This is a genomic window from Prauserella muralis (assembly GCF_003202285.1).
Lineage (GTDB): Bacteria > Actinomycetota > Actinomycetes > Mycobacteriales > Pseudonocardiaceae > Prauserella_B > Prauserella_B muralis.
In genome coordinates, this window is record NZ_MASW01000001.1 from 569,834 (window position 1) to 594,121 (window position 24,288).

The 24,288-nt window shown below is 70.3% G+C and carries 22 protein-coding genes and 3 tRNA genes; 8 read left to right on the forward strand and 17 right to left on the reverse strand.

All coding sequences use genetic code 11. The annotated features are described in order from the left end of the window. Positions 1 to 119: 119 nt before the first annotated feature. From BAY60_RS03575 to BAY60_RS03605, 6 genes are all read right to left on the reverse strand, one after another. A complete protein-coding gene (locus BAY60_RS03575; RefSeq protein WP_110341492.1) occupies positions 120 to 1,028 on the reverse strand; it encodes an IS5 family transposase in 909 nt (302 codons plus the stop codon). Positions 1,029 to 1,113: 85 nt separating this feature from the next. Then, positions 1,114 to 1,656 (reverse strand): hypothetical protein, encoded by a 543-nt coding sequence (locus BAY60_RS03580; RefSeq protein WP_211330174.1) that lies wholly within the window; start codon positions 1,654 to 1,656, stop codon positions 1,114 to 1,116. Between the two features lie 788 nt (positions 1,657 to 2,444). Next, positions 2,445 to 2,521, reverse strand: a tRNA-Phe gene (locus BAY60_RS03590). A gap of 26 nt (positions 2,522 to 2,547) precedes the next feature. Beyond that, positions 2,548 to 2,624: transfer RNA gene (locus tag BAY60_RS03595), tRNA-Asp, on the reverse strand. Positions 2,625 to 2,639: 15 nt separating this feature from the next. Further along, positions 2,640 to 2,712 (reverse strand) — tRNA-Glu (locus tag BAY60_RS03600). 384 nt (positions 2,713 to 3,096) lie between these two features. Further along, a complete protein-coding gene (locus BAY60_RS03605) occupies positions 3,097 to 3,345 on the reverse strand; it encodes a hypothetical protein (RefSeq protein ID WP_112279376.1) in 249 nt (82 codons plus the stop codon). 515 nt (positions 3,346 to 3,860) lie between these two features. Between BAY60_RS03605 and BAY60_RS03610 the strand changes: the two genes are divergently transcribed. Continuing rightward, the gene (locus BAY60_RS03610; RefSeq protein ID WP_112279377.1) at positions 3,861 to 4,334 is read left to right on the forward strand and encodes a hypothetical protein; all 474 of its coding nucleotides are present in this window, start codon (positions 3,861 to 3,863) and stop codon (positions 4,332 to 4,334) included. Between the two features lie 124 nt (positions 4,335 to 4,458). On the opposite strand, the gene BAY60_RS03615 is transcribed toward BAY60_RS03610, so the two are convergent. Then, positions 4,459 to 4,662, reverse strand: coding sequence for a cold-shock protein (locus BAY60_RS03615; protein ID WP_009156738.1), 204 nt, complete (start codon positions 4,660 to 4,662; stop codon positions 4,459 to 4,461). Positions 4,663 to 5,115: 453 nt separating this feature from the next. On the opposite strand from BAY60_RS03615, the gene BAY60_RS03620 reads away from it, so the two are divergent. From BAY60_RS03620 to BAY60_RS03635, 4 genes are all read left to right on the forward strand, one after another. After that, entirely contained in the window at positions 5,116 to 6,300 is a 1,185-nt protein-coding gene (locus tag BAY60_RS03620; RefSeq protein WP_211330175.1) for a L,D-transpeptidase, read from the forward strand. A gap of 163 nt (positions 6,301 to 6,463) precedes the next feature. Then, positions 6,464 to 7,858, forward strand: coding sequence for an MFS transporter (locus BAY60_RS03625; protein ID WP_112279378.1), 1,395 nt, complete (start codon positions 6,464 to 6,466; stop codon positions 7,856 to 7,858). A 9-nt stretch (positions 7,859 to 7,867) separates the two neighbouring features. Continuing rightward, positions 7,868 to 8,446, forward strand: coding sequence for a PaaI family thioesterase (locus BAY60_RS03630; protein ID WP_211330176.1), 579 nt, complete (start codon positions 7,868 to 7,870; stop codon positions 8,444 to 8,446). Continuing rightward, on the forward strand, positions 8,446 to 9,654 hold the full coding sequence (locus BAY60_RS03635; RefSeq protein WP_112279380.1) for a metallophosphoesterase: 1,209 nt from the start codon (positions 8,446 to 8,448) through the stop codon (positions 9,652 to 9,654). Before BAY60_RS03630 ends, BAY60_RS03635 begins: the two co-directional genes overlap by 1 nt. Here the strand turns inward: BAY60_RS03635 and BAY60_RS03640 are convergent. The 9 genes from BAY60_RS03640 to BAY60_RS03680 all read right to left on the reverse strand — a co-directional run bounded on the left by BAY60_RS03640 (position 9,647) and on the right by BAY60_RS03680 (position 21,072). After that, positions 9,647 to 12,154 carry a serine/threonine-protein kinase gene (locus BAY60_RS03640; RefSeq protein ID WP_112279381.1) on the reverse strand — a complete coding sequence of 836 codons (2,508 nt, stop codon included), beginning with the start codon at positions 12,152 to 12,154 and terminating at the stop codon, positions 9,647 to 9,649. The two genes, BAY60_RS03635 and BAY60_RS03640, sit on opposite strands and share 8 nt — an antisense overlap. Before the next feature lie 18 nt (positions 12,155 to 12,172). After that, complete coding sequence (locus tag BAY60_RS03645) at positions 12,173 to 13,132, reverse strand: glutamate ABC transporter substrate-binding protein (protein ID WP_112279382.1); 960 nt, start codon at positions 13,130 to 13,132, stop codon at positions 12,173 to 12,175. Next, on the reverse strand, positions 13,132 to 14,532 hold the full coding sequence (locus tag BAY60_RS03650; protein ID WP_112279383.1) for a hypothetical protein: 1,401 nt from the start codon (positions 14,530 to 14,532) through the stop codon (positions 13,132 to 13,134). The genes BAY60_RS03645 and BAY60_RS03650 overlap by 1 nt, the downstream gene beginning before the upstream one ends. A gap of 139 nt (positions 14,533 to 14,671) precedes the next feature. Next, positions 14,672 to 15,946: a helix-turn-helix domain-containing protein gene (locus BAY60_RS03655; protein ID WP_112279384.1), complete on the reverse strand. Its 1,275-nt coding sequence runs from the start codon at positions 15,944 to 15,946 to the stop codon at positions 14,672 to 14,674. Between the two features lie 60 nt (positions 15,947 to 16,006). Continuing rightward, positions 16,007 to 17,119: an acetoin dehydrogenase dihydrolipoyllysine-residue acetyltransferase subunit gene (locus BAY60_RS03660; protein ID WP_112279385.1), complete on the reverse strand. Its 1,113-nt coding sequence runs from the start codon at positions 17,117 to 17,119 to the stop codon at positions 16,007 to 16,009. Positions 17,120 to 17,165: 46 nt separating this feature from the next. Next, on the reverse strand, positions 17,166 to 18,179 hold the full coding sequence (locus tag BAY60_RS03665; RefSeq protein WP_112279386.1) for an alpha-ketoacid dehydrogenase subunit beta: 1,014 nt from the start codon (positions 18,177 to 18,179) through the stop codon (positions 17,166 to 17,168). A 21-nt stretch (positions 18,180 to 18,200) separates the two neighbouring features. Next, on the reverse strand, positions 18,201 to 19,196 hold the full coding sequence (locus BAY60_RS03670; RefSeq protein WP_112279387.1) for a thiamine pyrophosphate-dependent dehydrogenase E1 component subunit alpha: 996 nt from the start codon (positions 19,194 to 19,196) through the stop codon (positions 18,201 to 18,203). A gap of 35 nt (positions 19,197 to 19,231) precedes the next feature. Continuing rightward, positions 19,232 to 20,008 carry an acetoin reductase gene (locus tag BAY60_RS03675; protein WP_112279388.1) on the reverse strand — a complete coding sequence of 259 codons (777 nt, stop codon included), beginning with the start codon at positions 20,006 to 20,008 and terminating at the stop codon, positions 19,232 to 19,234. Beyond that, on the reverse strand, positions 20,005 to 21,072 hold the full coding sequence (locus BAY60_RS03680) for an ATP-NAD kinase family protein (RefSeq protein ID WP_112279389.1): 1,068 nt from the start codon (positions 21,070 to 21,072) through the stop codon (positions 20,005 to 20,007). The genes BAY60_RS03675 and BAY60_RS03680 overlap by 4 nt, the downstream gene beginning before the upstream one ends. Positions 21,073 to 21,473: 401 nt before the next feature. Between BAY60_RS03680 and BAY60_RS03685 the strand changes: the two genes are divergently transcribed. Beyond that, on the forward strand, positions 21,474 to 21,968 hold the full coding sequence (locus tag BAY60_RS03685) for a hypothetical protein (protein WP_112279390.1): 495 nt from the start codon (positions 21,474 to 21,476) through the stop codon (positions 21,966 to 21,968). Continuing rightward, positions 21,955 to 22,560: a DUF3558 domain-containing protein gene (locus BAY60_RS03690; RefSeq protein WP_112279391.1), complete on the forward strand. Its 606-nt coding sequence runs from the start codon at positions 21,955 to 21,957 to the stop codon at positions 22,558 to 22,560. Before BAY60_RS03685 ends, BAY60_RS03690 begins: the two co-directional genes overlap by 14 nt. Before the next feature lie 59 nt (positions 22,561 to 22,619). On the opposite strand, the gene BAY60_RS03695 is transcribed toward BAY60_RS03690, so the two are convergent. Then, positions 22,620 to 23,561, reverse strand: a complete 942-nt coding sequence (locus BAY60_RS03695) for an acyl-CoA desaturase (protein ID WP_112279392.1) — start codon at positions 23,559 to 23,561, stop codon at positions 22,620 to 22,622. A gap of 302 nt (positions 23,562 to 23,863) precedes the next feature. Between BAY60_RS03695 and BAY60_RS03700 the strand changes: the two genes are divergently transcribed. Further along, positions 23,864 to 24,274 carry an acyl-CoA thioesterase gene (locus BAY60_RS03700; RefSeq protein ID WP_245992301.1) on the forward strand — a complete coding sequence of 137 codons (411 nt, stop codon included), beginning with the start codon at positions 23,864 to 23,866 and terminating at the stop codon, positions 24,272 to 24,274. Positions 24,275 to 24,288 lie beyond the last annotated feature (14 nt).

Genomic DNA, 24,288 nt, shown 5'->3' on the forward strand with positions numbered 1-24,288 from the left:
TAACAGGTCAAGAGCGGCGCGCTCCGCGCGCCGCCGCCGGGAACCGCCCGGCCTCCCGCTGACGCTCCGGCCGGCGGCCCCGGGGTGCTAGCGCTCGACATCATGGCGCTAGGAGCTGTTTAGGAATTGGTCTTGGTGAGGTTGCGTAGCCAGATGTCGATGGTGGCGACGTGGAGGGTGGCTTCGTAGCGGACGGCGAGTTTGTCGTAGCGGCTGGCGATGGCGCGGTGGTGTTTGAGCTGGTTGATGCCGCATTCGACGGCGTGGCGTTGCCGGTAGTGGTGGGGGTTGAAGGCGGGTGGGCGGCCACCGGCTGATCCGCGGGCGCGGCGGTGGGCAGTTTGATCTTTGGGGGTCGGGATCGTGGCCGCGATCCCGCGTGTGCGCAGGTAGGCCCGGTTCGAGCGGGAGGAGTAGGCCTTGTCGGCCAGCACGCGCCGTGGGCGTGTGCGCGCTCGTCCAGGTCCGGGCCGGGGCACCCGGATCGCGTCCAGCACGCTGGTCATCTGAGGGCTGTCACCGCGTTGACCGGCGGTGATCACCAGTGACAACGGTTTGCGTCCTTGTTCGCAGGCCAGGTGGATCTTCGTGGTGAACCCGCCCCGGGACCGACCGAGCGCGTGGTCGCCCGGCTCGTCGCCGGGCGGTTCGACCTGCTCATCGGGTCGGCGGCGGGCCCCGGACGCGTGCTGGTGGGCCCGATTGATCGTGGAATCCACCGACACCTGCCAGTCGATCAGCCCTGCCCGGTCGGCCCATGCCCACAGCATCGTGAGAATCCAGGGCCACACGCCCTCCCGTTGCCAGCGACGGAACAACTGATAGATCGACTGCCAGTGCCCGTACCGTTCCGGCACGTCCCGCCAGGGAGCACCGACTCGTACCCGCCACCGGATCCCGTCCAGCAACTGACGCCACGTCCACTTCGGCCGACGACCTGCCACGGGTCGAGGCGGCAACACACGCTGCAACGCCTGCCACTGCCGGTCCGTCAAGTCTTTACGCGCGCCCACCGATACGCTTCCCACCGAGGTCTCCGGATAGATGCTGATCTTCTTCGTCGTTGATCCATCTACCGGAGACCTCGCTACACCCACACACCAGGGCCCCTTCTTAAACAGCTCCTAGATGCCCCTCCTCGCGCAGCACCGCAAGCGCTGCCTCCGGATTGCGCCGTACGGCAGCACGAAGCTGCCGCAGTCGGAACGCTTCACGACTGCGGGTGATCTCTTCAGGCCACCCGTCGCGTGGTTGTATCAGCTTCTCGGAGATCAAGAACTCGATAACGTCCTCGACCGACGGCCGGAACCGCCGAGGTCCAACTGGAAGATGCAGACGCTCGAGTAGCCGACTGCTTCCATCGACCCGCTTACCCGCCTGCTCCCAATCGTCCGACGATGCACAGACCTGCAGGTGTGCTTCCGGGTAGCCGTCGTCCTTTCCGCGCTCGTAATCGTAGTGGAAGAGCACGCGGTCCAGACCCACGTCGAGGGAAAGAAGGATCACGGAGGACGTGACCATGAGGTACCGCTGGTCTTCGTCAGCTTCCAACCGGAAGAGCAATCCGAGATAGAAGGTCGGTGCTGAACCATCACACGTCAGCGGAATCCCATGCTGTAGATCCTGCTCCCGCCGCGAGATCTTGTAGCCGACCACAGTCCGCGGATGGTTCTCATCTGACACGACGCTAGTAACTCGCGGCCCGTTGCAGACCGTCCCGTTGAGGAGACTATTGAGCTCGTCACTGAACTTTCGCGACTCAGCGACTACGTTGAACTTGGCCGTAGTCCCTCACCCCTAAGCAAGTCACCAACCGCAACCCATGCCAGTCGAGCACGGATCGATGTAAAACGGCCGGACCTCGCTTGGGCAAGGAGTTCGTCGACAGTGCAGCCCGCTCGTTCCAGCGCGTGAGCAACAGCGGCATCTAGGTCTTCGGCAGCTGCCAACACTACGTCGTCCGACGGTTGCTCGACCACGGCAGTCATCTCAGACCTCCACCTTTGTTCGCATCACATTGTCGTTCCGACAGGCAGACCGTGTTACAGCTCAATCATCGCGGTCACCCCTGACATTTTCAGGAAGAAGCAGCCCGGGCCGCTGCCCCGGACCCCGGCACCGCTTCGGAGATCAGCCGAGTGGCCTAACGTCCGGTGACCTCCACACGGCGCGCCGAAGGGCTGCCAGACCGGGCGCACCGGCCAAGGGCGCTTCGCGGCCTCCGGCAGACCCTTGACCGGCATCACCCGGCCCGGCAGGGGTGAACCCGCGCCGCGAGGAGATCACCTCAGCCCAAACAATGGGGAGACGCGCCCCAGCGCGGGCGACATACGGACAACTAGCGAGGGCGACCGGCGGTCAACAGCGGTCAATCCCGGTACAGCGCATGATCGGCCCCGGGCACGAAAAAACCGCCCTGACCGGCGTCTGGGCGGTTCTGACGATGGTGGCCAGGGCCGGGGTCGAACCGGCGACCTTCCGCTTTTCAGGCGGACGCTCGTACCAACTGAGCTACCTGGCCGGACACGCCGGCGAGTAGCCAACGTATGGCGACCCTGACGGGACTCGAACCCGCGACCTTCGCCGTGACAGGGCGACGCGCTAACCAACTGCGCCACAGGGCCTTGTTCTGTACTGCGTACTCCCAACGGGATTCGAACCCGCGTTGCCGCCTTGAAAGGGCGGAGTCCTAGGCCGCTAGACGATGGGAGCCCGGTCAGTTCGGCGAACCGACCGACCGCGCTCTCAGGTCCCCCTGGGAGCGAGTACTAGTCTATGACACACCTTCAACCCCTTTCACAGGGGGGTCCCCAACTCGTTGACCTGCGCGAACCGGCCGCAGCCCGCGCCACCTCCGCGCCGGGGCCTCCGGGCGGGCGGACGCGCGGTCACTGTGACAGTCCCGGCAACAATGTTACGGAAAGACTGTGGTGCCGTTCGCGAAAGCGAAAGAGGTTCTTCGTGACACTGTTATCACCGGCAATCGATTGCCTCGCCACGGTCTGGACCAGTAACTTGACCTCCGTGCTGCTCAGGTGCACGACCAGGGGGTGTGCATCTGGGCAGCACCGACTGCGCAGGTGACCCCGCGTGACGCTATCTCTGCACCGGAGCCTTGCCGTCCTTGTCCGGCCGAAGGCCCAGCATGTCCAGCAGCTCCGCGCAGTCCTCGATGCCCTCCGCTCCGCGTGCCACGGCGAGCCTCGCCCTCCGCACCTGGTCATCGGAAACCCGGGACGCATCTGCCTGGCCGGCCCGCTGTGCGGGCACCCCGCCGTAGCCGGCGCTCGGCCCCTCTCCCTCGTAACGAAGGAGGAACTGCCGCACTTCCACAGACCCGCTCATGGCTCCTCCAAGGGCTTCGTGATGACCTTGGCCGCGAGGCTAGCGAGCAGGGGAACCAGGCCACAGCCCCCCGCAGAGTGAACCGCTCAGCACGCTGCGTCGACTTGAGCGGCCATTCGGGCACAGTTGCCGTACATGAACAGATGGCAACGAGAAAATGACAGGTCGGAGGCCTTTTTGCGGCTCAACCCTCGCGAGGCGGCCGGGTCTCGTGTAACAATCAACGTGCTGACACACCCCCGGTCAGCGCCTGTGGAGATCCCCTCCGGCCCCCGCGTTCCTCCCCCTGGCGCGGGGGCCCCTCCATTTCCGGGGACGATTTCCGGCTCGGCTCGCCGGGCTCGCTCCGCCGAGACGCACAGGCACGGGGTCCGCCACCAAGCGTGTCCGCTGTCCGCACCAGACGGCCGCACCACTACTCCAGATGGCACAACTTCGCGGGCCGACCTGCGACACGCCGTGTAAGTAGACTCACACAGGCAACCCCGCCGAGACACAACCGTTATCGTGGGCGCGTGCCCCTACCCTCATTCGGACGGCTCAGCAGCCGCAGCAACCTGAAACCCGTGAACGGCGGCAGACACCGCGGCTCCGAGCCGATCGGCAACGACGCGGACCCCGCCGCCGAGGACCACGAGCTCACCAGCTACCTCGCCGCGCTGGCACCGGACTCGGACCCCGAGAGCACCGGGTCGGGCCGCCGGTTCGGCGACGCGCAGGTCTACCAGCTCCGCATGAACCTCATCGCCAGCCAGCAGCTCAAGGACATCGCCGCCGAGCGTGGTACATCCCCGCAGGCGCTGGCCCAGGAGTGGGTGATGGAGCGCCTGGCCTGGGAGGGCCAGACGACCTCGGAGCAACGTGGGCAGACGCCCTCGAGGCAGCCCGCCCGGAACGAGTCCCCCCGCTCGTTCGGCGAGCCGCAGACCGACAGGCACTACTTCGACGCCGCGCAGTGGGAGCCCCCGCTCCGCGGCACCCTGCGCTGAACCCCCGCCCGCACCCCGAGACCCCGAACCCCGAGAACGTCAACCCCGACAACACCCCACAGACGACTCGAGCCCCCGGCGGATGTTCCGCCGGGGGCTCGATGCAGTCAGTGGGTGAGCGCCCTTAGAGAGCGCGGACCTTCTGGGCCTGCGGGCCCTTCTGGCCCTGACCGACCTCGAACTCCACCCGCTGGTTCTCCTCGAGCGTGCGGAATCCGCGGCCCTCGATCTCTGAGTAGTGCACGAAAACGTCGCCTTCGCCGCCGTCCTGGGCGATGAAGCCGAAGCCCTTTTCGGCGTTGAACCACTTCACAGTGCCTTGCGCCACCGTTTTACTCCTCGTTGCTGTTCCGCATGGGTGCCACCGCAGTAGCGCCCTGGCCGTCCCGGGCGGTTCCAACGAGTCGAGCAAAGAGCGCGCTTGGCTCCAGGCTCGCGTCAGAAGTTCCGCGAGTGTGAAGCCACGAACACGCAAAACGACGGCCGCCATGCAGCCTACCGGCATCTGGCCGTTTGCGAACCCCATGGGGCGAGGTTTGGTCCGACCGGGCGGATCGGCGCCAGAGGGGTTGCATAAACCCGCCGCCATCCGATCACCCCTCACAGTGGGGTGACGACAACGGTCAGCGCTGCGGTGATCCACTCACGCAACGCAGCGACACCGCCCCCAGCTACGCAAGGACCGACCCCGAAGGGTGACAGCGGTCACCTTTTTCAGGGTGCAACGAACCCGTTCCGTAAGGCGTCAGTGGGGTACACGGGGACACAAAGGGGCAGTGACGTGAAAGAACAACAGAGAGTGCACAGCGGGCTACTGGCACTCGTGCTCGCCGTCGTGCTGGGACTGACGGCGTGCTCCGGGGGAACGGACACGAGTTCCGAGGAGCCGGACGCACCCGAGCGGCCGCCGGCGCCGGCCGCCACGGTCGTCGCGGAGCCGGTCAACGGCGCACAGAGCGTCGCGCCGCGCGATCCGGTCCGGGTCACGGTGAACGACGGCACCATCCAGTCGGTGGCGCTGACCAACCCGGAGGGCGAGAAGGTCAAGGGCACGCTCTCCGAGGACAAGAAGAGCTGGACGGTGGCCGAACCGCTCGGCTACAGCAAGACCTACACGTGGTCGGGCAACGCCGTGGGCAGCGACGGGCGGCAGGTGCCGATCACGGGCTCGTTCACCACCGTGACGCCGGACGCGACGCTCGGCGCGAGCTCCAACGTCGGAGACGGCAAGACCTACGGCATCGCCATGCCGATCGCGATCAGCTTCGACGCGCCGGTGGCCAACAAGGCCGCCGTCGAGAAGGCGCTCGACGTGCGGACGACCCCGAAGACGCAGGGCTCGTGGGCGTGGCTGGAGAACGACACCTCGGTGCACTGGAGGCCCAAGGAGTACTGGCGGCCCGGTACGAAGGTCTCCGTCACCGCGAACATCTACGGCGTGGAGCTGTCCGACGGGGTCTACGGGGCCAACGACCTGACGGTGGACTTCTCCATCGGCCGCTCGCAGATCGTGAAGGCCAACACCCAGACCCACCGGATGGTCGTGATCCGCGACGGCAAGCAGGTGGCCGACTATCCGGTGAGCTTCGGGCTCGACTCCGACCCGGGCCGGGTCACGCGCAGCGGCACCCACGTGGTGATGAGCAAGCACTCGACGTACTTCATGAACAACCCGGGCTACGGCTACGAGGACTTCGAGGTCAACTGGGCCGTGCGCATCTCGAACAACGGCGAGTTCACGCACGCGGCCCCCTGGTCGGTGTCCGACCAGGGGGTGAGGAACGTCTCGCACGGCTGCCTCAACCTCTCGCCCGAGAACGCGAAGGAGTACTACGACAGCGCGCTGATGGGCGACCCGGTGGAGATCACCGGAAGCAGCCAGCAGCTGGGCCCCCGCGACGGCGACTACCACGACTGGACCTACTCGTGGCAGGAGTGGACCGCCAAGTCCGCACTGAGCCAGTGACCCGGGCACGCGCCTGACGCGTCCGCGCCTCCGGACGCCGGGAAGCTCCGCGCTTCCCGGCGTCCGGCGCGTTTCGGGCAAAGTTCATCACTCGGGTGGCATGGGAAGGGAAACTTTCCGACACTGATCGTGATCCGACAGTTGATGACGAGGTGGACTTCCGATGGCCGAGGGTGCCGCCCGGAGCGCGCGAGCGACGACGTACGAACCGAGCGCCGAGGACGTGCGCAAAGCCGTCGCCGGGTCGGCGATGGGCAACTGCATCGAGTGGTACGACTTCGGCGTGTTCGGCTTCATGCCGGCCATCCTCGGCCAGGTGTTCTTCAACGCCGCGAGCACCGAGGAGGGTGCACTCGCCACGTTCGCACTGCTGGCGGTGACCTTCGTCATCCGGCCGTTCGGCAGCTTCGTGCTCGGCCCGCTCGGCGACAAGCTCGGCAGGCAGCGGGTACTGGCGCTGACGGTCATCCTGATGTCCGGTTCCACCTTCGCGATCGGCCTGCTGCCGACCTGGGAGACGATCGGGCCGCTCGCCGCGGTACTGGTGATCGTGCTCCGCTCGCTGCAGGGCTTCTCCGCGGGCGGGGAGTACGGCGGTGCCGCCACCTTCATCGCCGAGTACGCCCCCGACCGGCGGCGCGGCTTCCTCGGCAGCTGGCTGGAGTTCGGCACGCTCGTCGGGTTCTTCCTCGGTGCCGGTGCGGTCACCCTGTCCACCGTGGTGCTCGGGCAGGACGCCATGCAGGAATGGGGCTGGCGCATTCCGTTCCTCGTCGCGGGCCCGCTCGGCCTCGTGGGCCTCTACCTGCGGACGCGGCTGGAGGACACGCCGGTCTTCCGCGAGATCGCCAAGCAGCACAAGGTCGCCAAGTCGCCGCTCAAGGAACTGTTCGCGCGGCACTGGAGGTCGATCCTGCACCTCATCGGCCTGGTGATCCTGCTCAACGTCGGCGACTGGATCATGCTCGCCTACGTCGAGACGTATCTGAAGGACGTGCTCGGCATGTCCGGCAACACCCCGCTGCTCATCGTCATGGGCGTGATCCTGGCGATGCTGGCGGTGATCGTCCCGATCGGCGGGCTGTCCGACCGCATCGGCCGCAAACCCATCCTCATGGCCTGCTGCGCCGGGTTCCTTGTCCTGCCCGTCCCGGCGTTCACGCTGATGGAGAACAGCAAGACCGAGCAGGGCATCAACGTGGCGATGCTCGCGGGCGGGCTGGCGATGATCGGCGCCTGCCTGGTGCTCTTCCTCGCGGTGGTCGCCTCGACCCTGCCCGCCATGTTCCCCACACAGGTGCGCTACGGCGCCTTCTCCATCGGCTACAACGTCTCGACCGCCGCGTTCGCGGGCACGGCGCCCTACATCGTGGGCTCGCTGGTGGACGCCACCGGCAACACCCTGTGGCCCGCGTTCTACCTGATGGGCGCCGCCGCGATCGCGACCGTGCCGGTGCTGTTGCTGCCGGAGACCAACGGCGTCGCGCTGCGTGACATCGTCAACTCGCGCATGGCTGTGAGCAAGACCGCCAAGGCAGGTGCCGCGACGGCGGGATAACTTGGTCGGGTGAGCAATCCCGGACATACCTGGCCCCCGGTCGAGACCGAACCGGCTGTCCCACACGAGGACGCGCCCCCGCCCGGCAGCAAGCTCGCCATGCACTACAACGAGTGCTTCGGGTGCGGTGACGACGTCGAGGGCGGCCTGCACATCCAGTCGGCGGTGGCCGAGGGCATGGTCGTGGTCTCACAGTTCGAGGTCACCGACGCCCACCAGGGCGCTCCCGGCCTCGCGCACGGCGGGCTGCTGGCCTGCGCGTTCGACGAGGCGCTCGGCTCCACGGTCGGCAACCTGCTGCGCCGCCCCGCCGTCACCGGACGGCTGGAGACCGACTTCCGCAGGCCCGTTCCCGTCGGTTCGACCCTGCACATCGTGGCCAGGCTCGACGGCGTGGCCGGCCGCAAGATCTACGTCTCGGCCGACGGCAGGCTCGACGCCGAAGACGGCCCGATCGCCGTGCAGGCACGGGCGCTGTTCGTCACGGTCGGCTTCGAGCACTTCACCAGCCACGGCCACACCGACGCGATGCAGAAGTTCCGGCAGGCGCGCACGCGGGAGCGCGAGGACTGGGACATCAACCCCTGATGTTCTTCTTCGTCGCGATCGGCCTGATCGCCGTCGTCCATCTCTATCTGTGGAAACGCCTCGTCGCCGACACCACCCTGCCGAGGACGCGGGCCCGCAGGCTGGGCACCGGGGTGCTCGTGGCCCTGGTGGCGATCATGGTCGCCGCGCTGGCACTGGGCACGAGCATCGACCCGGACCTCGCCCAGTGGTTCGCCTGGCCCGGGTACCTCTGGCTGGCGCTGTTCTTCTACCTGCTGCTCGGCCTGCTGATCCTCGAACTGCCGCGCCTCGCCCTGCGGCGCTGGGTGCGCCGTGGGGAGCAGCGGGAGACCACCGGGGCCGGCACCGCCGCGGCGAACGGGCAGGGCGAGCCCGCCGAGGCTCCCGCGGGTGTCAGCAGGCGGCTGGTGCTCGCGCGTGGCTCGGCGGCCGTGGCCGGGGTGGCGGCGGCCGGGCTCACCGGCTACGGCATGACGGTGGCGCTGGGGCCGCCGACCGTCACCAGCGTCACGATGCCGCTGCGCAGGCTCGATCCGCGGGCCGCGGGCTGCCGGATCGCGCTGATCAGCGACGTGCACCTCGGCCCGATCACCGGCCGGGCCTTCACCGAGCGGATCGTGCGGCTGGTCAACGAGCAGCGGCCGGACCTCGTGGCCATCGCGGGCGACCTCGTGGACGGCGAGGTCGAGCACCTTGCCGAGGCCGCGGAGCCATTGGCCGGGCTGCGCAGCACCCACGGCACGTTCTTCGTCACCGGCAACCACGAGTACTACTCGGGCTACGAGGAGTGGGTGGAGCACGTGCCCACGCTCGGCATCCGCCCGCTGCGCAACGAGCACGTCGACATCGAGCACAACGGCGGCGTGTTCCACCTGGCGGGCATCAACGACCACACGGGCTACCAGTGGCAGGACGCGGGAGACGTCGGAAAGGCCGTGCGGGGCAGGGACGCCGACCGCGCCGTGGTGCTTGTCGCCCACCAGCCGGTCGACGTCGGCAGCGCGGCCGGGCACGACGTGGACCTCATGCTCGCCGGGCACACGCACGGCGGGCAGCTCACGCCGTTCGAGCTGATCGTGAGCCTGCAGCAGGGCGCGGTCGCCGGGTCCTACCAGGTCGGCGGCACCCGGATGTACGTCACGCGCGGCGCCGGGTTCTGGGGACCGCCGGTGCGCGTGGGCGCGCCCCCGGACATCACGATCGTCGAGCTGACCGCCGCTACGTGAGGGTGCGCGGGCGAATGGCGTTGGCCTTGTCCACCAGCTCGATCCGCGCCTCGGCGCTGGTCGCCAGCCGGGCCAGTGCCCGGTAGCAGCGTTCCAGGCCGAACCGCAGGTCCCGCTCGGCGAGGTTCCAGCCGAGCACCGTCGCGCCGGGCAGCTCCGGACCGCCACGCTGGCGGGTCGCGTCGGAGCAGACCCACTCGAACGCCGCCTCCAGCACCTCGGCGGCCAGCCGGGTCCTGCGTTCGGCGTCGAGCGCGAGCCGTTCCAGCCGGTCGGCGGCCTCCACGAAGTCCCGCTCGCCCACGGCCTGCCCCGGCCTGCCGCCGGTCACCCGGGTCTTGATCTTGATCGCGGCGACCTGGGCGGCCACGTGGTGTGTCGACGACGGCGGCACCGACTCCAGCACCTCGATGGCGCTCGCCCTGGCTCCCTGCGCGAGGTACACCCTGGCCAGCCCGAACGCCGCGCTCACGTACGAGCGGTCGGTGCGCCACACCAGCTCGTACAGGCGCGACGCGGGGAAGTAGTCGCCGACCGCCTCCGAGCTGAACGCCAGCGCCAGTTTCGGCGCCAGCTCGCCGGGCAGCTCGTCGTACACCGCGTCGAAGGCCACGTGGGCGACCCTGGGCCTGCCGCCCGCCAGCTCGATCAGTCCGCGGTACCAGTCGATGCGCCAGTCGTGCGGGAAACCGGCCTTGATCGCCAGGTACTGGGCGGCCTGCAGCTGCCTGCTCGCCTCGGCCAGCTCGCCGAGCTCGATCCGGGCACGCACGATGCGCAGCCGCACCTCGATCGACTCCCGCGGCGCGGTGGCGAGTGCCTCGATGGCCGTCTTCGGGTCGGCCGAGACGGTCGCGGCAAGCACACCGGCACCGACGTCGTCGGTGTGGATCTGCGGAATCGGCAGCCCGGCCACCACCTCGCCCGCGTCCGGAAGCGGCACGCTCTGGCCGGGCTCGGGCACCACCATGTCCACGCCGAAAGTGTTGGTCTCGGGGCCGAACACGTTCGAAGGGGCGGGCCGCTGCTTGCCGGTGCCGAGCGACATGATCTCGCGCAGCACGCCGGTGAGCTGGTCGGCCATGTCCTCGGCGGAGAAGAACCTGCGGTCGGGGTCGGCGTGCGTCGCCCGGCGCAGGAAGCGGTAGTAGGAACCGAACAGCCGGAACAGCGGCACGTCGTCCGGGCTCGGCAGCGTCGTCTTGTACTTGGTGGTGTAGCCGGTGAACTCGAAGCTCAGCACCGCCAGCGTGCGGCCGACGGTGAACAGGTCCGACGCCACCGACGCGCCCCGCGTCGCCAGCTCGGGCGCGCTGTAGCCGGTGGTGAAGAACAGCGGGCTGGAGTAGTCGTCCATGCGGCGCACCGCGCCGAGGTCGATCAGCTTCAGCTGCTCGTGGGTCTGGATCACGTTGTCCGGCTTGAGGTCGCAGTAGAGCAGTCCCTGGCTGTGCAGGTACCCCAGCGCGGGCAGGATCTCCAGGCCGTAGGCGATGACCTGGCCGACCGGCAGCGGCTCGGGCCTTCCCGTCTCGCGGTGGTGCGCGAGCGCGAGCTGGCGCAGCGACTGCCCGCCGACGTACTCCATGACGATGTAGCCCACGGAGTTGCCGGTGTCCGGGTCGGGGTGCTGGACGAAGTTGTAGATCTTGACGATGTTCGGGTGCTCGACCTCCGCGAGGAACCGCGTCTCGTTGACGGCGGCGGCCATTGCGGTGGCGTCACCGGTGTCGATGAGTCCCTTCAGGACGACCCAGCGGTCGCTCACGTTGTGGTCCTGCGCGAGGTAGATCCACCCGAGGCCGCCGTAGGCGAGCGCGCCGAGCACCTCGTACTGACCGCCCACCAGCTCGTTCGGGCGCAGCTTCGGGCGGAACGAGAAGCGCGCGCCGCAGTTGTCGCAGGTGCCCTCCGGCTCGCCGGGCCTGCCGTTGGTGCCCCGGCCGACCTTCGCGCCGCAGCTGCCGCAGAACCGCTTCTCCTCGGAGACCATCGGATCCCGCAGCACCGCCGACGCCGGGTCGCGGTACGGCACGGGCGGCACCTCCACCAGGCCCGCGCCGAGCCTGCCGCGCCGCGAGGTCCGCGAGCCGGTGCGGCGTGACGTGCCGGGGAACGCGCCCGAGCCCGTGCCGGGCCCGGTGCCCGGCCCCGTGCCGGGCGCGAGGCCGTCGCTGGTGCTGGGCGGCAGCACGCTCTCGGTGCCCGGATCGGGCAGGGTGCCCGGCCCGCTGGGCTCGGGTGGCGGCGAGGGCGGCGTGATGCTCTCGGTGCCCGGCGCGGCGGCGAGCACGCTGGTGGGCTGCGGTTCCTCGCCCGTCTGCCACAGGGGGCGCATCAGCTGGGTGTCCGCGGGCGCCACCGGCGGCTGCTGCGGTTGCCGGGGCTGCTGCGGGGCAGGTGCCAAGCCCGCCGGCACGTCCGGCGGCTGTCGCCGGCCGCTGGACTCCGGACCGTCGTCCGGCGCGGCGTGCCGAGGACGCCGGGGCTCATCCGACACTGCTACCTCCAGGGGATGTCACTGGTACGTGGGGGCAGGCGGGCTCGCGGGCCCCAGCCGGTCGAGCAGCCACCTGTTGTAGCTGCTCTGCCAGGGGCCGTTGCGAACCTTCTCCAGCACGGCGTTGACGTAGCGCACCATGTCCCCGTTCTCCTTGGGGATGCCGATGCCGTACAGCTCGTCGGTGAACCGCTCGCCCACGATCTTCGTGGTGGGGTCCTGCTCGGCCATCCCGGCGAGGATGGTGTCGTCGGTGGAGACGGCCTCGACCTGGCCCTGCTGGAGCATCACCAGGCAGTCGGACCAGTCGTCGACCGACACCGGGATCGGCTTCGGCTCGGCGTTGGCGATGTTCTTCAGCGACGTGGAGGCCTTGGCCGCGCAGACCCGCTTGCCGCCGAGGTCCTCGACCCCGTCGACCTTCGAGTTCTTCTCCACCAGCACGCGCTGCCCGGCGACGTAGTACACGGTGGAGAAGTTGATCTCCTGCAGCCGCTCGCAGGTGACCGAGAACGTGCGGACGACGAGGTCCACCTCGCCGTTCTTCAGCGCGGGGATGCGCTGCGCCGAGGTGATCGCCTTGAACTGGACGGCCTCCGGGTCGCCGAGCAGTTCCCTGGCGATCTCCTTGGCGATGTCGATGTCGAAGCCCTCCAGCATGCCCGTGGTCGGATTGCGGAAGCCGAACAGGAAGGTGTTCTGGTCCACGCCGACGACCAGATGCCCGCGGTCGCGGATCGCGTCCATTGTGGACCCGGCGGGGACGCTGGGGTTCGGGGCGAGGCTGGCGGTCGGGTCACAGTTCTCCTCCGCCGAGCCGCTGTCCTCGACGGCCGTCTCGACGGCGGCGTTGGCAGGCATCGGCGGCCGCACCGAGCCGACCGGCGCCGGATCCACCGGCGCGCCCGGCGACCCGCAGGCCGCGAGCAGCAGGGCGAGCAGGAGCAGCGGCACGCCGTGCCGTTTCGGATTTCTCATCAGCGGTACTCCCGCAAACGTTCCCGGATCCCCAAGGTGGTGCCCAGCGCGGCGATGACGGCCAGCACGGCGAAGCCCGGCGCGAGCAGCGTGAGCGCGCGCGAGCCGTTGGTCGTGTCGTCGAGGAAGCTCTGCCGCGCCGACGTGATGGCGGCGGTCAGGTCGCCGTCGACCCGGCCGAACGCCTTCGCGGCGCCCTGTTCGTCGCGGCCGCTGATGGCCTTCTCGACGGCGCCCTGGTAGTCACCGGCCTGTTCGAGGCCGCGCACCTCCTCGTGGGCCCGCAGCCAGGTCTCGGCGTTGCCTGCCGCCGACTCGATGTGCGGCCCGGCAGGCAGTCCCGCGGCGCGCTCCCGCGCCTGACCGAGCAGCCCTCCCTGGCCGTCCCGCCCCGCGAACTGGCCGAACAGCGCGCCGAACTCCTTCTCGTAGGCGTCGCCACCGCCCCTGGCCACCAGCGTGAGGGTCTCGTTGGCGCGAGCCTGCAGCGCCGCGATGCGGGCACGCACCAGCAGGTCGGCCTGCTCGGTGCCGTCGCCGCGGCCCGAGCTGACGAGCACGCTCTGCACGGTCAGCGCCGCGGCGGTCCAGAGGATGGCCACGCCCACGGCGACGGTCGCCACGAGCAGGCCCACGTTGAACACCCGGTTGGTCCTGCGCTTGAGGTAGACCTGCGCGGCGACGAGCGCCGCGGCCAGCCCCAGCACGAGCACCGCGGTGAGCCACGGCACCCCGGTGGCGTCGTCCTGCTCGGCGGCGAGCCGTTCGGTGTCGATCTCGTACAGCCGGTGGGCGGCGGGCAGGATCGTGGAGCGCATCAGCTCCGAGGCCTCCCGCAGGTACGCGGCGCCCGCGGGGAAACCCTGCCGGTTGTTGGCCCGCGCGGTCTCGATCAGTCCGGTGTAGACGGGAATCTGCCTGCTGAGGATGTCGACCTGCTCGGCGGCCGCGGCCACGCTTCCGGAGTCGGAGGCGGCCTTCGCCAGCGCGGCGCCGGCCTTGGCGATGTCGAGCTGGTAGCGCTCCCGCAGGGCGGGCGGCTCGGCACCGGTGGACAGGAAGGCGCTCGCGGCCGTCGCGTCGGCGTCGGACAACGAGCCGTAGACCTCCTGCGCGGCCGCGGCGAGCGGCTCCCTGTGCTCGATCAGTCCGTCGATCGTGTTGGCCCGGTCCTGCACGGCCAGGGTCCCGACCAGGCCCGTGAGCAGCGACAGCACGATGAGGCCCGTCGCGATGAGCGACAGCCTGCCCGGCGTCCGTGCGGCCGAACGGGTGATGCTGCGCACGGCGTCGCCCGGCAGCTCGAGCAGCCAGGTGAAGCCGGAACGCGGTCCACGGGGCTCGTCCGGCGGCTCCGAGGTGGGCACACCCGGACCACGATGGGTCACGGTGCTCGTCATTGGTGATTACGCTCCTCCACCCAGTTTCCGCACCCGCATGACCGTAGCCGAGACGGCCGTGCGGCAACCACGGACTCCACGAAGGAGGCCAGGATCGTGCCAGGGCTGTAACACACCCCGCGGGCGTCACCTGTCCGGACTAACCGCGGCCACGGATCGCGGGCGCCGTCGAGTGCGGCAGCACCAGGTCCGGCTCGTCGGGCTGCTGGAAGACCACGTCGATGTCGTCGGCGAACCGGTAGGGCCTGCGGGCGAGGATGCCGCCGAGTCGCCTGCGCAGCCGCGACATCTCGGCCCGCACGGTGACGGTGCGCTCCGGGTCGCCGAAGAGGTCGAGCGCCAGTTCGGCCGCCGAGCGGCCGTCGCGATGCCGGGCGAGCACGTAGAGCATCTCGGCGTGCCGGGGACTCAACCGGTAGGACCACGCTCCGCTTTCACCGGTGACGGTGAGCACACACTCCCGGGGTGAGCGCACGTCGAGCACCGCCGTGGTGGGCACGGGCTCGCCTTCGTCCCGCTCGGCCAGGCGCACCAGCCACCCGCCGGGCACCGGCTCCAGCCGGCACGTGCCGAACGCGGGCAGCCACGCCTGTCCCGCTCCGCACCCGGCCGGCAGGGTCACCCGGTCGACCGGGGCCAGCCCGGACACGGCGGCCACCCACCCGTGCTCGTCGGTGACCAGCGCCCTGCCGTCGACCTTCGCCAGCGCGGGCAGCGTGGCGGCCCGCAGCCGCTCCAGCTCGGCGAGGTGGGCGTTGCGCAGCTGCGACTCGGCGAGCCGGGCCACCGCGTCCACGAGCGCGAGAGTGCTGGCGTGCACGGTCGCCGCGGGGCCGGAGAGATCCACGACGCCGAGCAGCCTGCCGTCGCGGGGGTCGTGCAGCGGCGCGGCGGCACAGGTCCAGGCGTGGTGGCTGCGCACGTAGTGCTCGGCCGAGTACACCTGCATCGGCCTGCGGGCCACCAGCGCGGTGCCGATGGCGTTGGTGCCGACGCGGTTCTCGTGCCAGGACGCGCCCTCGGTGAAGCCGAGCCGGTCGGCCCTGTGCCGCACGGCCGCGCTGCCGTCGCGCCACAGCACGCGCGCGTCGCCGTCGACCACCACCATGATGTGCGCGGCCTCCTCGGCGACGCTGATGAGCCCGCCGCGCAGGATCGGCAGGGCATCGGCGAGCCCGCTGCCTCGCCTGCGGGCCTCCAGCTCGGCCTCCGGCAACGGCGGGTCGTCCCGGCCGTGGTCGGGGTCGAGCCCGAGCAGCCGCATCCGCTGCCAGGACGCGCCGATGACCGGCCGGGGCGCGGTCGGCGGCCGGGCCCCGCTCAGTGCGGCCTCGTGCGCTTGGGCGAGCACGCGGGCGTAGCGCCGGGGGTCCGCACCCACCGGCACCGCCGCTTCGAGGTGCTCCTGGCGCACGCTCCTCAGTGTCGCAACTCGCGGAGCCCGGCGGAACCCGTCCGCTCGTGTCAACCTCGGTTATCCACCGTCCCCCGCGACCCTGCCGACAGCGCTGACGACGGCGCCCGGCTGCTCCATGTGCACCATGTGCCCCGCGTCGTCGACGAAGGCGACCTCGCCGAGCCCCGAGGCGTTGGCCGGGGGCAGCACGGCGTCGGCGCGGCCCCACACCACCGCCACCGGAACCTCCACTGTGGACAGCAGGGGTGCGGCGTCGATGCCGGGCCGGTCGCCGTCGAGCAGCGTGCCGAGCAGCGTGTTCAGCGCCTTGTCCACGCCGTCGAGCCGCTTGTACTTCATCAGGTCGTCGGCGAGCTGCCTTGTGACCTGCGAGGAGTCGGCGAACAGGGCCGTCAGGTGCGGCTTGAGCTCCCTGCGCGACGACGCCGAGGCGAACCCGCGCAGGTACTCGGCGTTGATCTCGGAGCCGAACCCGGCGGGTGCCACGAGCGTCAGCGACGCGACCCTGCCGGGCTCCCGCGCCGCCGCCGCGGTGACCACGGCGCCGCCGAGCGAGTGCCCGACGAGATGCGCCCGCGCGATGCCCTTGGCCTCGAGGAAGCCGAGCACGGCTCCGGCCAGGGTGTCGAGCGAGCCGTCGCCGACGTCCTTGACCGACTCGCCGTGCCCCGGCAGGTCGAGCGCGTGCACGGTGCGGTGCTCGGACAGCGGCTCCTGCACGAACAGCCAGGAGTTCTTGTCGCCGCCGTAGCCGTGCACGAGCACCACGTGCTCCTCGCCGTCGCCGAGCGTCGCGTAGGCGAGCGTGCGCCCTTCGACCTCGACGGTGCCGGTGACCGGCCCGGCGACCTCCTCGACGGCCCCGGAGTCCAGCTCCTCCCTGGCGAGCCTTGCCGCCTCGTCGATGTCGGACTCCGGGACGTCGGCGGGCGCGATGAGCGCGATCGTGCCGCCCACCGGCACGTCCTCGCCCACGTTCGCCACGATCCGGCGCAGCACACCCTCGTCGGCCGACTCCAGCGAACCGGCGATCTTGTCGGTGTCGATGTCGGCCAGTTCGTCGCCGCTGGCGATCTCGTCGCCCTCGGCGGCGATCCACTCGGTGATCTTGCCCGTGGCCATCGAAAGGCCCCACTTGGGCATGACCACCTTCCTGATGGCGTCGTTCATGTCTCGCCCACTTCCGTTCTGCTGACGACCCTGCGTGTTCCGAAGCTCACGACTTCCACTCGGTCACGGTCTTCACGGCGTTGGTCACGCGTTGGGCGTCCGGGATGTAGAGGTCCTCCAGCGCGTCGGAGAACGGCACCGGCGTGTGCGGTGCGGTGACCATCTCGATGGGCGCACGCAGAGACCCGAAGGCCTCCTTGGCGACGAGCGCGGAGATGTCGGTGGCGAGGTTGCAGCGCGGGGTGGCCTCGTCGACCACCACGAGCCGCCCGGTGTTCTCGACGCTCTCCAGGATCGTCTCGGTGTCCAGCGGGCTCGTCGTGCGCGGGTCGATGATCTCGGCCTCGACGCCGGAGGACGACAACGTCCTCGCCGCCTCCTCGGCCACCGACACCATCCGTCCGATCGCGACGATCGTGACGTCCTCACCGTCGCGCACCACGTTGGCCTCACCGAACGGGATGGTGTAGCTGTCCTCCGGAACGTCTCCGGTGGCGTCGTACATGGCCTTGTGCTCGCAGAAGATCACCGGATCGTTGTCGCGAATGGACTGGATCATCAGCCCCTTCGCCTCGTACGGACTGGACGGGACCACGACCTTGAGCCCGGGGATGTGGGTGAAGAGCGGGTAGAGGGCCTGCGAGTGCTGCGCGGCCGCGCGCAGCCCCGCACCGTACATCGTGCGGATCACCACCGGGGTCTCGGCCTTGCCGCCGAACATGTAACGGAACTTGGCGGCCTGGTTGAAGATCTGGTCGAAGCAGACGCCCATGAAGTCGATGAACATCAGCTCGGCCACCGGGCGCATTCCCCGCGTGGCGGCGCCGATGGCCGCGCCGACGAAGGCCGACTCCGAGATCGGCGTGTCCAGCACCCTGCCGGGGAAACGGTGGTAGAGCCCCTTGGTGACGCCGAGCACGCCGCCCCACGCGTCGTCCTCGCCGGGGCTGCCCGCGCCGCCCGCGTTGTCCTCGCCCATCACCAGTACCGACTCGTCGCGCTCCATCTCCTGGTGCAGCGCCTCGTTGATCGCCTCGCGGTAGCTGATCGTGCGTGCCATGGCTGAACTCCTCGCAATCCGTCAGTACGAGACGTAGACGTCGGTTTCCAGATCTGCGGCGGTGGGCTTCGGCGCGGCCTTGGCCTCGTCCACGGCGGCGTCGACCAGGTCGGCCACCTGCGCGTCGACGGCGTCGAGCTTCGCGGCCTCCACCTGCCCGGTCTCGGTCACCCTGCTCCGGAACCGCTTGAGGCAGTCGAGGTTCTCCCTGGCGTTGGCCACCTCGCTCGCGCGGTAGGTCTGCTGGTCGCCCTCGAAGTGGCCGAAGTAGCGGGTGAACTTCACCTCGATGAGCGTCGGGCCGCCGCCCTCGCGGGCACGTTCGATGGCCTCGCCCGCCGCCTCGTACACGGCGAAGAAGTCGAAGCCGTCGACGATCACGCCCGGCATCCCGAACCCGGCGGCGCGGTCGGCGATGTTGTCCGCGGCCACCGACCAGGTGCTGGCCGTGGCCTCGGCGTAGCCGTTGTTCTCGGCGACGAAGATCGCGGGCAGGTTCCACACCGACGCGAGGTTGAGCGCCTCCAGCGTGGTGCCCTGGTTGCTCGCGCCGTCGCCGAAGAACGCGACGCCGACGCCGCCGGTGCGCTGCTGCTTCGCGGCCAGCGCGGCGCCGCAGATCAGCGGCGGGCCTCCGCCGACGATGCCGTTGGCGCCGAGCATGCCCTTGGAGAGGTCGGCGATGTGCATCGAGCCGCCCTTGCCGTGACAGCTGCCGGTCCTGCGGCCGTAGATCTCGGCCATCATCGCCTTGACGTCCACGCCCTTGGCGATGCAGTGGCCGTGCCCCCGGTGCGTGCTGGCGATGGAGTCGCGGTCGTCGAGGTGCGTGCACACCCCGGTGGCCGAGGCCTCCTCGCCGGCGTAGAGGTGCACGAACCCGGGGATCTCCCCGGTGGCGAACTCGTCGTGCAGCCGTTCCTCGAACGCCCGGATCGTGCGCATCGTGCGGTACGCGTCGAGCAGGGCGTTCTCGTCCAGCTCGCGCGTGACCCCGGTGGAAAGGGTGTCCGTCATCGTTGACGCTCCTTCGTTGTTCGCGTGGCGACGCGTCAGCGCATGACCACGCCGCCGTCGATCATCACCGACTGTCCCGTCATGTAGTCCGAGTCCGGACCGGCCAAATAGGACACGAAGGACGCGACGTCCTCCGGTGTCTGCACGCGGCCGAGCGTGATGCCCTCCGCGTACCGTTTCATCGCCTCGCCCTTGGGCAGGCCGAGGTAACCGCCGAGGCGGTCGTCGATCAGCTCCCACATGTCGGTGCCGACGATTCCGGGGCAGTAGGAGTTCACCGTGATGCCGTGCGGGGCCAGCTCCTTCGCCGCCGCCTGGGTGAGCCCGACGACCCCGAACTTGGTGGCCGAGTAGGCGCCGAGGTAGTCGAAGCCCGCATGGCCCGCGATCGAGGCGGCATTGATGATCTTGCCGCCGCCGTGGGCACGCATGTGTTCCGCGGCGGCCTGGATGCCGTACACCACCCCGAAGACGTTGACGCGGAACAGCGTCTCCAGCTCCCGGGGCTCCATCTCGGTGAGCGGCTTCACGTGGGCGATGCCCGCGTTGTTGACCACCACGTGCACGCGGCCGAACGCGCGCGCGGCCTGCTCCACCATCCCGAACACGGAGTCGCGGTCGCCCGCGTCGCCGGGCACGGCCAGGCTCCTGCGGCCGAGCGCGGCCACCTCGTCCGCGACGGCCTCGGCCGGGCCCGGGTCGATGTCGTTGATCGCCACATGGGCACCGTCGCGGGCCAGCCGCAGCGCGATGGCCCGCCCGATGCCGCGGCCCGCGCCGGTGACCAGCACACCGTGCTCCTGGATGCTCATGCCGTTTCGGCCTCCTCACGTCGTCGCCATCGCTGACAGGGGGTGAGCTCGGTACGCAACAGCCCGCGCCGCGCCGACTCGGCCAGCACGGCGGGCACATCGACGCAGCGTGGGCCGTCCGCGCGCAGCCGGACGCTCACCGGGGTGTCGCCGGTGAGTTCGAGCTCCCGCTCGCCGTCGACGGCGACGACGCCGCCACCCGCGGGAAGCGCGACGTGTTCGCCCACCCGCAGCGGCCGCCAGGCGCGGACGCCGACGGGCAGCACGAGCCCGGGCGCGATCGGTGCGTGCACCACCCAGCGCGCGCGATGCGGCGGCGCGAAGGTGAGCGCGACGCCGTCCTGCGACTCGCGCGGACTGGGACAGAGCTGGCCCGCGATGCTGGAAAGCCCGATGCCGTCCGGCTCGGCGAACGTGCAGAACAACGCGGTGAGGGTGGCCGGGTCCCACAGCGCGCGGGAGGCGACGTGGCGGGAGGTGGACACGCAGACGTCGACGAGGGCCACCTCCGTGCGCCCACCCGCGGTCACCTCCAGCAGGCTCGCCGTGCGGGTGCCGGTCTCGGGTGGCACGGCGCCGGTGGCCACCAGCCCGCCGGCCAGGCCGGCGACCGTGGCCTCCCGCATCCGGGGGAAGGCGTTGTTGGTGCCGGTGGACAGGGCGAGCAGCGGCACGTCGCCGCAGGCAGCGGCGGCGACGCGGGCGGTGCCGTCGCCTCCGAGGCAGACGATGAGCCCCGCGCCCTCGGCGCGCATGCGGCGCACCGCCTCGGTGGTGTCGTCGGCGGTGCCGGTCAGGGTGACGTCGTCGCAGAACTCCACGTCCGGCCAGGGAGCCTCCTTGCCGGGCCGCCGGGTGCGCAGGGTGCGCAGCACGGCGGCGGAGATGCCGCCGAGGTCGGTGGACAGCACGGCCCGCTCGACGCCCGTCGCGGCGAACGCGCTGAGCAGGCGGCGCACCATGTTCGCCTTCTCGGCGGTGGGAAACACCGACGCCTGAGCCACGAGCCGCCGGATGTCCCGCCCCGATGCGGGGTTCGCGACGACGCCGACCACTGCGCCCACAGCCACCTCCCGGTGTGTGCGACGTCACCTCTGACGCCGTACTCCAGTGGACTACCAGGGGCCGGGATGACGAAAGGGTTGCAGGGGGTTGCAACCGGAAACGCTGAACTCGCGGCTCTGGCGGCAGGACTCGCCGGCTGGGGCGCACGTCCGTTTTCCTGGGCCCATGACCGCGCGCCCGCCTCTATAGTCTGCTCATTCGGGGACTGGGGTTCGAGGGGATCGAGCGGGGGGCGCAGCCGTCAATGACCTATCCACCGCAGCAGCCGGGCGGCCACTTCCGCCGGCAGGGGCCTGCCGCTGCACCCGGCACGTACCCGTACGGCCAGCAACACTACGGCGGGCAACCCCCTGGCTACCCGGGTGCGGGACCGGGTGGGCCGCCGAGGAACAGGCGGGGGGTGATTATCGCGCTCGTTGTCGTCGCGGTCGTCGTTCTCGCCGGCGCCGGCGTCACCGTCTGGCTGCTCACCAGGGACGGAGGCACCAGCAGCAGCGCATCCGAGCCCGGTGCAGGCCGACCGGCGCAGCCGCCCGGGGCCGGCCTGCCGACTGCGGGCGGAGTGCCCTCCGCTCCGGAGACCGCGCCTGCGACCACTCCTCCGGGCGAGTCCGGCACCGGTTCCGGCGACGAGGCGGCGCTGCTGGCGACCGCCCAGGACTACACCGACGCCGTCAACAACTCCGACGAGGCCACCGCGACCGAGCTGACCTGCAGCAAGGCCAACGCCGGCGCCATGTACGACGCGCTGGCGGGAGAGGGGACCGCCGTGGTCGGTGACGCCCTCGTGACCGGGCAGCAGGCCACGGTCGACATCACGGTCGAGGGCGGGTCCGGCAAGTCGATCCCGCTGCCGTTCCAGTACCGCGACGGAGCCTGGTGTGTCGCGGTCTGATGCCGAGGCCTGCGTGTCACCACGCTCGGCGAGCAGGCCGCTGCTGGTGGTGGCAGCGGCGTCCGTGCTCCTTCTCGCGGGCTGCTCGGAACGCATCCAGGGCAGTCCGGCCGTCGACGGCGCGGCGGTGTCCACGACCGCCACCGTCGCGTCCCCGTCCTCGTCGACCGGGTCCCCGGCCGAGCCGCCGCAGGTGGACTCCCGGCTCGCCGACGTCGAACCGTGCGCGCTGGCGGATCCGGCGGGGCTGGCCTCGCTGGGACTCACCGGCGGCAGTGCGGAGAGCATCGGCGCGGCCAGGGTCTGCCGGTACCGCCACGAGGGCAGGACCCTCAAGGAGACCTTCACCGTCTCCGTCGAGATCTTCGAGACCTACGGCATCACCGACATCGTCGGCAGGGACATCCGGCCGTTGCCGAAGATGGGCAGCCACGACGCCGTGCTCTTTCTCGAACCGACCGGCGGCTGCGCGGTGAGCCTTGCCGTGACGGAGACGTCCCGGATCGACAACACCGCGCACGGCGGTGACCAGCAGCTCGCGTGCCGGTTCGCCACGCGGCTGGCCGAGCTCGTCGAGCCCAACCTGCGCTGAGCGCAGAACTCGCGGGCCTGAGCGCAGGACTCGCGGGCCTGAGCGCAGGACTCGCGCCGTCAGGCCTTGGCGGCGAGGCGGTCCAGGCGCACCGGGGTCGGCCAGCGGACGTTGGTCGCCCAGCCGAGCTTCTCGAAGATCCAGATGAGGCGTGCGGAGATGTCGATCTGGCCGCGCAGCACACCGTGCCGGGCGCAGGTCGGGTCCGCGTGGTGCAGGTTGTGCCAGGCCTCGCCGAAGGAGAAGATCGCCAGCGGCCAGAAGTTCGCCGCCTTGTCCCTGCTGGCGAACGGCCGCTCGCCGATCATGTGGCAGATCGAGTTCACCGACCACGTGACGTGGTGCAGCAGGCCGACCCGGACGAACCCGGCCCAGAAGAACGCGGTGACGCCGCCCCACACCGACCAGGTGATGAGGCCGCCCAGGACGCCGGGCAGCAGCAGGCTGGTGAGAACCCAGACGGGGAACAGCCGGTCGACGGTGCGGATGTCGCGGTCGGCCACCAGGTCGGGCGCGAACCGCTCGGCGTTGGTGATCTCGCGGTCGAACAGCCAGCCCATGTGGGCGTGCCAGAAGCCCTTCGCCAGCGCGCGCGGGCCGGTGCCGAACAGCCACGGCGAGTGCGGGTCGCCCGCCCGGTCGGAGAACGCGTGGTGCCGCCGGTGGTCGGCCACCCAGGGGGTGACCTGGCCCTGCGCGGCCATGCTGCCCGCGATGGCGAGCGCGATCCGCAGCGGCCGCCGCGCCTTGAACGAGCCGTGCGTGAACAGCCTGTGATAGCCCACGGTGACGCCGAGCCCGCTGAGCACGAAGAAGAACGCGCCGAGCCCGATGTCCAGCCAGCTCAGTCCCCACCCCCACGCGAACGGAACGGCCGCGGCAAGCGCGACGAGCGGAGCGATCACGAAGATCTTCACCGTCACATGCTCGGGCATCGAGGTGCGGCCGGAGATCATCGGTTTCGGTCGGCGGGCGGTGGCTGGACTGGGCGAAGCGGACATGAACACCTCGGGTTTCTCTGCGCTGTCGCGGCTGGTCCCACGCAGGAGATACCCGCCGTTCCGCCGCCCAAACGCGGCCGGGAACGCCGGGAACGAATACTGGAGAATCGCCGGACTACGGCGACGCGGCCGACCCCCACCGGCCGATCAAGTTGTGGTCGAGCATCCGAATGGACAAGACGCCGCCGGGGGGTTACTCCGATCTGCTACGCGGACTTACTGAGCAAGGTCTACCTTCGCGACGCTACCCGATGCGCCGACGGCCCGCCAAGATCTCACAGGGAACCATAAGGTTGGCGCCTGTGAGTTACCCGCATTGGGACGTCGTGCCGACCAGGTGGAAGGACAACGACGTCTACGGCCATGTCAACAACGTCGTGTACTACGCCTTCATGGACACGGTGATCAACGACTGGTTGATCACCGAGGGTGAGCTGGACATCCACCACGGGCAGGTGATCGGCCTGTGCGTGGAGTCGCACTGCAACTACCACGCGGCGGCGGAGTTCCCACAGCGGCTGGCGATCGGGCTGCGCGTCGGGCACCTCGGGCGCTCCAGCGTCCGCTACGAGCTGGGCATTCACCGCGAGGACCGCACCGAGCTGGTGGCCGAGGGGCATTTCGTGCACGTCTTCGTCGACCGCGATACCCGGCGGCCTGTGGAGGTCACCGGCAGGCTGCGCGACTCGCTGCAGCGGCTGCTGGTCTCCTGAGGCCACCCGGTCAG